The 8857-nt window shown below is 66.2% G+C and carries 10 protein-coding genes; 4 read left to right on the plus strand and 6 right to left on the minus strand.

Annotated elements, in window-relative coordinates; all coding sequences use genetic code 11:
• Positions 1 to 1078, minus strand: a 1078-nt coding sequence (locus AC6RA4_RS20085) for a DEAD/DEAH box helicase family protein (protein WP_500163378.1), incomplete at its 3' end; no start/stop codon positions are given.
• A 429-nt stretch (positions 1079 to 1507) separates the two neighbouring features.
• Here AC6RA4_RS20085 and AC6RA4_RS20090 point away from each other — a divergent pair.
• Together AC6RA4_RS20090 and AC6RA4_RS20095 are read left to right on the plus strand one after the other, a co-directional pair.
• Positions 1508 to 1819: an ETC complex I subunit gene (locus AC6RA4_RS20090; protein ID WP_007797505.1), complete on the plus strand. Its 312-nt coding sequence runs from the start codon at positions 1508 to 1510 to the stop codon at positions 1817 to 1819.
• Between the two features lie 82 nt (positions 1820 to 1901).
• Positions 1902 to 2534 carry an alpha/beta family hydrolase gene (locus AC6RA4_RS20095; protein ID WP_500163379.1) on the plus strand — a complete coding sequence of 211 codons (633 nt, stop codon included), beginning with the start codon at positions 1902 to 1904 and terminating at the stop codon, positions 2532 to 2534.
• A gap of 54 nt (positions 2535 to 2588) precedes the next feature.
• Here the strand turns inward: AC6RA4_RS20095 and AC6RA4_RS20100 are convergent, their stop codons facing one another.
• The 3 genes from AC6RA4_RS20100 to AC6RA4_RS20110 all read right to left on the minus strand — a co-directional run bounded on the left by AC6RA4_RS20100 (position 2589) and on the right by AC6RA4_RS20110 (position 6250).
• A complete protein-coding gene (locus AC6RA4_RS20100) occupies positions 2589 to 3434 on the minus strand; it encodes a hypothetical protein (RefSeq protein ID WP_500163381.1) in 846 nt (281 codons plus the stop codon).
• Positions 3435 to 3557: 123 nt separating this feature from the next.
• Positions 3558 to 4607: an alpha/beta hydrolase gene (locus tag AC6RA4_RS20105; RefSeq protein WP_500163383.1), complete on the minus strand. Its 1050-nt coding sequence runs from the start codon at positions 4605 to 4607 to the stop codon at positions 3558 to 3560.
• 98 nt (positions 4608 to 4705) lie between these two features.
• Positions 4706 to 6250 (minus strand): phospholipase D family protein, encoded by a 1545-nt coding sequence (locus AC6RA4_RS20110; protein WP_500163385.1) that lies wholly within the window; start codon positions 6248 to 6250, stop codon positions 4706 to 4708.
• A 399-nt stretch (positions 6251 to 6649) separates the two neighbouring features.
• On the opposite strand from AC6RA4_RS20110, the gene AC6RA4_RS20115 reads away from it, so the two are divergent.
• Complete coding sequence (locus AC6RA4_RS20115) at positions 6650 to 7180, plus strand: HdeD family acid-resistance protein (RefSeq protein WP_500163386.1); 531 nt, start codon at positions 6650 to 6652, stop codon at positions 7178 to 7180.
• A 129-nt stretch (positions 7181 to 7309) separates the two neighbouring features.
• The gene (locus tag AC6RA4_RS20120; protein WP_500163388.1) at positions 7310 to 7624 is read left to right on the plus strand and encodes a hypothetical protein; all 315 of its coding nucleotides are present in this window, start codon (positions 7310 to 7312) and stop codon (positions 7622 to 7624) included.
• 43 nt (positions 7625 to 7667) lie between these two features.
• On the opposite strand, the gene AC6RA4_RS20125 is transcribed toward AC6RA4_RS20120, so the two are convergent.
• Both AC6RA4_RS20125 and AC6RA4_RS20130 read right to left on the minus strand, forming a co-directional pair.
• Positions 7668 to 8435, minus strand: a complete 768-nt coding sequence (locus tag AC6RA4_RS20125) for an META domain-containing protein (protein WP_500163389.1) — start codon at positions 8433 to 8435, stop codon at positions 7668 to 7670.
• Positions 8436 to 8672: 237 nt separating this feature from the next.
• Positions 8673 to 8857, minus strand: a 185-nt coding sequence (locus AC6RA4_RS20130; RefSeq protein ID WP_500163391.1) for a helix-turn-helix domain-containing protein, incomplete at its 5' end; no start/stop codon positions are given.

Raw genomic sequence — 8857 nt, forward strand, 5'->3', positions numbered from 1 at the left:
CGTTGTCGGGGATGAACTCGAACAGCGTGGGGGGCGGCTCGCCCGGCGCGCGGCCGGTGAGATAGCGCGAATAGTTCTCAATGCCATTGCACACGCCGGTGGCCTCGAGCATCTCGATATCGAAATTGGTGCGCTGTTCGAGCCGCTGGGCCTCCAGCAGCTTGCCTTCGTTGACCAGCTGGTCGAGCCGCTGGCGCAGCTCCTTCTTGATCTCGATAACCGCCTGATTCATCGTCGGCTTCGGCGTCACGTAGTGCGAGTTGGCATAGACGCGGATGCGCTCGAAGCTGCCGGTCTTCTGCCCGGTGAGCGGGTCGAACTCGGTGATCGCCTCGAGCTCCTCTCCGAAGAACGACAGCCGCCAGGCGCGGTCTTCGAGGTGGGCGGGCCAGATCTCGAGGCTGTCGCCACGGACCCGGAACGAGCCGCGCTGGAAGGCCTGATCGTTGCGGCGGTATTGCTGCGCCACCAGATCCGCCATCACCTTGCGCATCTCGTATTCGCTGCCCGCGTGCAGATCCTGCGTCATCGCGCCGTAGGTCTCGACCGAGCCGATGCCGTAGATGCACGACACCGAGGCCACGATGATCACGTCGTCACGCTCGAGCAGGGCGCGGGTGGCCGAGTGGCGCATCCGGTCGATCTGCTCGTTGATCTGGCTTTCCTTCTCGATATAGGTGTCCGACCGCGCGACATAGGCCTCGGGCTGGTAGTAATCGTAGTAGGAGACGAAATACTCCACCGAGTTGTCCGGGAAGAAGCCCTTGAACTCGCCGTAGAGCTGCGCCGCGAGCGTCTTGTTTGGGGCGAGGATGATCGCCGGGCGCTGGGTCTCCTCGATCACCTTGGCCATGGTGAAGGTCTTGCCGGTGCCGGTGGCGCCGAGCAGCACCTGGTTGCGCTCGCCCTCGTCGATCCCCGCCGAGAGCTCGGCGATGGCGGTCGGCTGGTCGCCGGCGGCCTTGAACTCCGTATGCATGACGAAGCGCTTGCCGCCCTCGAGCTTCTCGCGCGCGCGCACGTCCGGGGCGGGGGCGTGCAGCATCGGCTGGGACTTGTCGGAATGGGCATAGGGCATCGGGCGCGGCTCCTCGGGCGGACGGAGTGAAGAATTGATGCCGCCGGGGCGAGATTCAAGGGGGAGGCTGCAGTGCCGCGAAAACGGGCAAGAGGCCGGAAGGTCAAGACTCGTGCCTTAAAGGGTTGAGCGGTTGGGATTTTGCGCCTGAGGGGCACCGAAAGCGCCGTGATTATGCTCTGCGCGATACACTTTTTCGTTGAAAAATTCGGACATCGAAACTTACCTTTTAATGGCAAGCAGCCGGCCCGGCCCGCCAGAGGACACGATACCCACCCCTCGCTCCCCCTGTGCCCTTTCGGTCGGACCAGCCGCTGTTTGCACCAGATCCGCCGTCAGGTGCCGACGATTTCACGACAAAGCCGCGCTGATCTCTTGCCCTGATCGGCCAAATTCCGGATAACGCTGGTGATCTTCAGGAGGGATTCCATGCGTGCACGGATCTACCAGCCAGCCCGGACGGCCATGTCCTCGGGCCAGGGCAAGACGAAACACTGGGTGCTCGAATTCGCCGCCAGCGCGCCGCGCGAGGTCGATCCGCTGATGGGCTGGACATCGTCCTCCGACACCCAGAGCCAGGTGCGTCTGCGTTTCGACAGCAAGGAAGCGGCGCTCGACTATGCGAAGGAAAACGGCATCGAGGCCACCGTCTCGGAGCCCAACAAGCGCAAGCCCAACGTGCGCGCGCGCGGCTATGCCGAGAACTTCGCTGTGGATCGGCGGGGTGCCTGGACGCACTGAGGTCTCGCGGCGGCCGGTGAGAGGCCGCTCAGCAGACAGACAAGGGCGCCCATCGGGCGCCTTTTCCATATCCGGAGGATGAATGGAGTTCCTTTTCGACGGCGACGAACCCGGGCGCGCGACCATCCTGCTGGCGCATGGCGCAGGGGCGGCGATGGACACGCCGTGGATGGCGGCGGTGGCCCGAGAGCTCGCCGAACGTGGTTTCCGAGTCGCCCGCTTCGAGTTCGCCTACATGGCCGGGCGCCGCGGCGGCGGCTCGAAACGCCCACCGCCCAAGGTCGATCTGCTGGCCGAGGAATACCGCGCCGCCATCGCGGCGCTGCCCGGCGAGGGCAGGCTGATCATCGGCGGGAAGAGCATGGGCGGGCGGGTCGCCAGCATGATCGCCGACGATCTGCTTGCGGCCGGGCGCATCGCGGGGTTGCTCTGCCTCGGCTACCCGTTTCATCCCACAGGCCAGCCCGAAAAGCTGCGCACCGAGCATCTCGGCACGCTGCGCACACCCACGCTGATCTGCCAGGGCACTCGCGATCCCTACGGCACGCGCGATGAGGTGGCAGGATACCCCCTCTCGGAGGCCATCGCGCTGCACTGGCTCGAGGATGGCGATCACGACCTCAAGCCGCGCAAGCGCGAAACCGGGCTGACGCTTCAGGATCATCTCGCGGGCACCGCCGATGCCATCGCGCGCTGGGCGCGGGATCTTGGCTGACCCTTCATCTGCGCGGTGCGCTTGGCTGGGCGCAGTCCCCTGCGCGGCCGGCCCCTAGCCGTCGAGCCCGAGCGCTTTGCGCATGTCGAAGACCGTGGCCAGGATCGGCGTGTCGTCTGAGCGCACCAGACCTTCCTTCGAGCGTTGGGTGTCCATGATGGTGAACATCACCACGAAGAGGAACCCGGAGAAGACGAACATCCGCCAGGTCAGCCGGCGCCCGAGCAGACCGGCGCGGTTGCCGAGCAGAAAGAGGGCCATCAGGGCCGAGGCGAGCAGGACGAGATGGGTCACCTCCGACATCGGGCTCGTCATCACCTGTAGCCGGTAGAGATGGGAATCGATGGCTTCGTTTATGGCGCCTGCGACGAAGGCCTTCATCGGGGCCGGCAGCGGGTCCGCCGTGGCCTCGAGCGTCAGCGGCCAAAGCCGCGCCTGCGCCTCGAGAGAGCGCTCGAGGAACGCCCGTGCGTCTTCTGGCGTCGACACCGCGCCGTTCCCCGGCAGCAGACGAGTCTCGGCATAGTCGAGAAGCGCGTGTTGCAGTTGCAGGCGCTCGGCCTCGGGCAGGTAGTCGCTGCGCAGGAAGGCCGTTCCAAGCGCCGCCGCCTCGTTCACCGTGGCGGCCTTGCGCGCCTGCGCGAGGCTCAGCGCATCGCCGAAGCTGAAGGCCAGCAGCAGGCCGAGCAGGGCGAGGATTGCGGCGAGGGTTGTCTCGCCGACCACGAGATCGATTTCCTGGCCCGCCTGCAGCAGCATCCGTCGTCGCGCCCGCCCGCCCCAGTAGCCGATCACCGCGATGAGCGGCAGACTGATCAGCAAGATGACGGCTGAGGTGTTGAGCGACAGAAAGGGCAGCTCTATCTGCGTGTAGAGCGACGCGGCGGTGGTGTCGTCCATGGTTCAATCCGGCTGATCAAATACTCCCGGAAACCGATGCTACACCGAACCCGCCGTAACGCCACAAGGATTGCGACTTGCGGGCGATAATTCGGTCGCAGGTGCGGCGCACAAGGGCAAGCGCTACTGCGCCGGCTGCAGGCGCCAGAGATTGGGGCCATCCTGCACGAGGTTGCGTCTCTCGGCTGCGTGGAGCCCCTCCTTGAGGAGCTGGGCGAGGTCGTCGCCCACCTCGGGATTGTAGATGTGGTAGAGATGGCCCGACGAGCTGCGCACCTGCAGGTCGCTGAGGTCGATCACCTCGACCCCGTCCAGTTCATCGACCGGATTGCCGGCCTCGCCGAGGCGCGGGTAGCCGTGCAGCTGCGCGGAGAGCGCCAGCGGCCAGTCGCGCTTCGTGACATAGACCGTGATGCTGGCAGCAAGCGGACGGATGCGCGGCAGCATGCGCTGGAAAATGCCAAAATCCATGTCCGGCGCGAGCAGCACCACTTCGCCGAGCTGCTCGCCGGTGCCGCGGTTCGCAAGTTCCGCCAGCGCATGGACCACGCCCCGCGCGCCGAGGCTGTGGCCCGCCACGTTGACCCGGTCCGGCCCGAAGCGGGCTTCGAGCTCGCTGATCGTGTCGGCGAGATCCGGCACGCTCCAGTAGAGGTCGGCCTCGTCGTGGGTGTAGTTCAGCGCGTCGCCATCCGAGGGCCAGCTGAACCAGAGAAACCGCCCTTCGAGCCCGGCATTCTCCTGCAGCGCGGTGGCGCGGCGGCAGCCCTTCTCGAAATCGATGTAGAAGCCGTGCGTGAAAATCACCGGCGCCGCATCCTCGGCGCTGGCCTCGAAGGCATCGAGCAGATCGCCGGGCGCGCTTTCCCGAATGCCGTCGACGCGCAGGATCTCTTCCGGGATGTAGAAGGGTGCTGCCTCGGCCACCGAGGAGAGCATCGGCAGGCGGCGCTCGCCGATGTCGCACCAGCCCGCCTTCAGATCGCTGCGCTCGTCGCCGTAGAAGTCGCGCGGATCGTCGAGCCCGGTGCGGTTGCGGATGGTGAGATAGGGCACGCCGCGGGGCATGTCGGCCAAGGTCGTCTCGGCCCGGACGGACGGCGCGGGCCCGAAGGCGGCGTACATCGCGGCGGCAAGTATGAGGCCCCACAGGGGGCTTGGACAGGTCGGCATGGCAGGTCTCCCTCCTCCGAATGCGCGCGGCTGCGAATCCTACGCGGGGCAGAGCGCGCGCGCAGGACCGCCGATTGCCGCAGCCCGCCCGGGATGCGTCAGAGCATCCACTCAACCGGCAGCCAGCTGATGAAGCGCACCACCAGCATCTTGAACCAGCCGGTCTCGGGCTCCTTGGTGAGCACGGTGTTGCTGCCGTCCTCGGCGGTCTCGATCCAGACCAGATCGCCGCTGTCGCCGCGCTCGACATGGTAATACTGCGCCGGGCTGTCGAGCATCTTGGCCAGCCCTTTGGCCATGGTGGGGCTCGGGATCAGCACGCCCATCTCGGTGTTGAGCCGGGCCGAGCGCGGGTCGAAATTGAACGAGCCGACAAAGATCCGCTCGCCGTCGACGGTGAAGGTCTTGGCATGCAGGCTCGAGGCCGAGCCAGCGATCATCCGGGACAGGTTGCGCTCTTTCTTCCGCTCCGCCTCGGGGCGCAGCTCGAGCACGGTGACGCCACTGTCGACCAGCGGCTCGCGGTAGGTCATGTAGGCGCTGTGCACCGGCGCCACATCGGTGGCGGCGAGCGCGTTGGTCAGCACCCGGGTCTTCACACCGGCTTCGGCAAAGCCCGAGAGCAGTGCGGTGCCGCCATCGCCGGGAATGAAATAGGCCGAGACAAGGTCGAAGGAGTGCTGCGGCTTGGCAATGTCGATGATGCTCGAGAGCAGGAGCCCGTCCGCCGTCGCCTTGCCGAGCCCCTTGGCCGGGTCGTCGCTGAAGAAGTCGACATCGCCCCACTCCAGCTCGAGCTTGCCGTCGGCGATGTTCTGGATCAGCGGCGTGTTGGCAATTGCCTCGTCGTAATCGGCCGCATCGGCGGTCGCGCGGGCGACCTTGGCCTCGGTGATCAGGCTTTCGAGCCCCTCCGGCGCCTCGGGGAGGATCAGCTCGGCAGGATAGGCCGACTCGCTGGCCCAGTAGGCATCGAAATTGTCCGACACCTCCTCGACCACCGGTCCGACCGCCAGCACATCGGCGTCGAAATAGTGCACGCCGTTGCCATAGTCGAAATAGATGTTGCCGATGTTGCGCCCGCCAAGGATCGTGGCCGCCCCGTCGACGATCATCGCCTTGTTGTGCATCCGCCGGTTCAGGCGCGAGAAATCGAACGCGTAGGACAGCAGCTTGGGATCGCGCAGGGTGAACGGGTTGAACAGCCGCACTTCGACATCGGGCAGCGCGTTGAGCGCCGCGAGCTCGGCGTCGAGCCCGGGCACGCCGTTGTCATCGACCAGAAGCCGCACCCGGACGCCGCGCTCGGCCGCCTGCCGCAGCTCGTCCAGCAGGATCCAGCCGGTCGTGTCGGTTTGCCAGATGTAATACTGCAGATCGATGCTCTGCTCTGCGGTGCGGGCGAGCAGGATGCGGGCGGCATAGGCCTCGCGCCCGTCCGCCAGCGGCCAGGTGCCGCTCTTGCCGGGCTGTGCCTCGGTGGCGGTCATCAATGCCTTGCCGAGCATGGTCTCGGAGGAGACCGGGATATGGGTGCTGTTGCTGCGGCCTTCGAGATCGGGCAGCGGAAACAGCAGCCGAAGCACGACGATCGCGATCGCGAGGAAGATCACGAGGACGAGAAGGAATCTCAGAAAGCGCATGTCACCCCCGACTACTGACCTGTTTTCAACAGGCTAGAGCCGCGACCTGAAACGGTCAACGCTTTGCGATGCGCTGGCGCTGCGGCATTCCCGCATGGCTGGACGCGGTTGGCCTGCGTTGCGGCGCGCGCGACTGCGCGGCTCGGCGGCGGGAGCGCGATCTTGCGAGGGCGATCCGGCGAGGGGGTATCCCGCTCTTTCGCCGTTCGCGACTGCAGATCGCCGGCCTGGCAGTCGTGGCCTTTCGTCCGAGATATTTCGGCTTTTCAGCCGAGGTCGCTCTGTATTGCAACGCGGCTATTCGGAAGCGGCGTCGCTTTTCGATAGGAATATCATGATTTCCATTGAATAGTCAGGATATTGGAGACGGGGCAACGCCCCCAGTCAGGAGGAAATACGATGAAGAATTCAATCCTGTGGATCATCTTTGGTGTGTTGCTCATTATCGGCGGCTTTTTCGCGCTGATGAACCCGTTCGTGGCGACCGTTGCGGCCGAACAGATGGCGGCATGGATTTTCCTCTTTGGCGGGGTGCTGCAATTCGGCGCGGCGTTCAAGGCCGGCGGCTGGGGCGCGCGCATCTTCGGGCTCTTGCTGGGTGTCGCCTATATCGTGCTGGGCTTCGGGCTGCTGTTTCACCCGCTCGCGGGCATCGTCACGCTGACGGTGATGGCGGCGATCATGTTCCTCGTGAACGGGGTGCTCAAGATCGTCTTCGCCTTCAGCCTGCGCGGTTCGGGCTTCTTCTGGCTGTCGCTTCTGTCGGGCGTGATCTCGGTGGTGCTGGCGGTGATGGTGTTCGGCAACTTCCTTGCCGCCTCGGTCTCGCTGCTGGGCATCCTGCTCGCCATCGAGCTGATCTCGAGCGGCATGACGATGCTGTCTTACGGCTTCTACGTGCGCAAGCATCCCGAGGCGGAAGCCGCCTGACGCGAGAAACGGGCGCCCCGCAAGGGCTGCGGGGCGTCTTCGCGCTTCCCCGGCGGGCCGGTTCCGGCGTACGGTCGTCCCGGCGCGCCGAGCCGCGCCGGGACCACACAGAGGAGTTCGGGGCCAGTGATGAAACTCTTTCTAGCGATCTTGCTGGCGGTTCCGACCTTCGCCAGCGCCGGGCTCGAGACGCTTCAGGCTGTCGACGAGGCCGAAGACTGGGCGATGACCAAGGCGACCTGCGCCGAGGCGCGAGGGCTGTTCCTCGTCGATCCGGCGGTGGCCGCCGACATGTCGGAGCATGACGTCATCGCCATGCAGTTCATCTTCGCCTACATGCGCGGCTTTGCCGCCGCCAAAGGCGTGAGCTACGGCACCATCCTCGCGGAGTTTGGCACCTATTGCGAGGCCAACCCCGACATCTTCTGGCTCGAGGGCCGGTAGCGACGGATGCGGCGAGCGATGCTGCCCGCCGCGCCCCTTGCGATCACTCGGGCCGTTCGTTCAACCGCAGCACCGTCACGCCGTTCTCGTTGGTCAGGCTCAGCAGGCTGCCGTTGCGCACGTAGCCGGTGGCGGCCTTGACCGCATCAAGCATGTCCTGTTCGAGCTTCATCTGCGGCTCGGGGCACATGCGGCGGGTGCCGGCAAAGGCCTCGGGAAACGAGATCGTGCCGTCGCCGATCTCGACGCTGCCGGTGAAGCGGTTGCAGCCGCCGAACATGGCGAAGTTGCCCTCGGCGTCGAAGGCGAGGGTCGGCGCGTCCTCGACCACCAGCAGCCGGCCGCCGATTTCGGAGACCTGCCACGGAATGCCTGCGATGCCCGGCATGTCACTCTCCGTTGCAACGGGTGCGATCTGCTCCAGCACGATCTCGGGCCGTTCGGGCGCGTCGCGGGTCAGTGCCGGGAACGAGGTCGTGGTGCGCAGCACGGTCTTGCCGTCCATCGCGACGCTCGCCGAAACCGCGTAGCTCATGCGCGCGTCGACGTCGTCGGTCTCGTAGGGCAGGCGGATCTCTGCGGGCAGCGTGTCGATCTTGTAGCTGCGCACCGCGAGCGGGATCGCGGCGGCATCGGCGCGCGAAATGTCGAGCAGTTCGACCTGCATCATCGCGTCAGGCGGCAGGGTCGCCCCGTCGGCGAGCCGCACAACGACATTGAGGTCGGCAGGCTCGGCAAGGGCCGGCGCGGCGGCGCAGGCGGCGAACAGCGTGGCGGCAAGGCCGCGGCGCAGGGTCTGGGTTGGTGACATCTTGGCTCTCCCACTCTTCCGGTCATTGCAGAGATAGGAACGCGGCTGGCCGTTTTCGCGGTCGCGATCCCGTGACCTCGCGTGACGCGCGCGGTTTCGCCGTCCCGGCTCTGGCGGTTCGAGGCCTGAAGCGGCCCGGTCTCACCGCCGTAAAAGGAGAACGGCACCCGTCACTCTCTTGTCAGAACTGTATCCACGCAAGGCCTGCCTGTCCACGGCCATGGCCCGCGCCCCGGATCAGGCTTGCGCGCTCCCCACCGCAAAGGCGCCGAGCCGGGCCACGTCGCGCACCGCGATTTCGGCATAGCCCAACTCTACCAGCCCCATCTCGGCCAGTTCCCCGAGCGCGCGGTTCACCACCTTGCGCGAGGCATTGGCGCTGCGTCCGAGCTCGGTCTGCGACATCGCGATGCGCGGCGTCG

This window comes from Salipiger sp. (assembly GCF_059781815.1).